Source organism: Aminobacter sp. P4_D5 (genome assembly GCF_056401815.1).
In genome coordinates, this window is sequence record NZ_JBFUIP010001347.1 from 1 (window position 1) to 528 (window position 528).

The 528-nt window shown below is 64.3% G+C and carries 1 protein-coding gene; it reads right to left on the minus strand.

The window, feature by feature from the left end; translation table 11 throughout:
* Positions 1-502: helix-turn-helix domain-containing protein (locus tag AC1DWF_RS38330; protein ID WP_476843626.1), on the minus strand; the 502-nt coding region annotated here is incomplete at its 3' end.
* Positions 503-528: the final 26 nt, after the last annotated feature.

Genomic DNA, 528 nt, shown 5'->3' on the forward strand with positions numbered 1-528 from the left:
GATCCGTCAGCGACGAGTACAGCTCCACAATCTCGACCAAATCGGCGGATGGCTCGATGTCGTACSTAGCGCGSGGGGCGAAAGGAGCGGGCGCGACATYACTCATCAACTCTTCGGTCCGGACACCCAACGCCGTCGCGATAGCGATGAGCCTGCTAGCCGCCACSCGGGTCGYGCCRACYTCGTARCGGTGGAACTGTGGAACCGTAACRCCGACCTGCKTGGCCATTTGGYTGAGCGTGAGGCCYCGCTGGCGCCGAAGGCTCCTGATCCGCTGGCCCACCAAGGCGTCCAAGCGTGTGGCTGAGCGATCTGATCCATCCGCCGTCATCGTTTTCGTCCCTGCACCGCGTCCCTTTGGTCTGTGAACGAGAGCGAACGAGGATCTGGCCCTAACGGTTGCAGGTGCCCGCCGGAAGTCATCACGCCTGCGTGATGGCCGTACAATGGGCGAGGGGAGGGGGTGTGGGTGAGCGCCGGCGGGGGAGCCGATCATCACCATCCGCGCGCCCAGGCGAACGTGAAGAT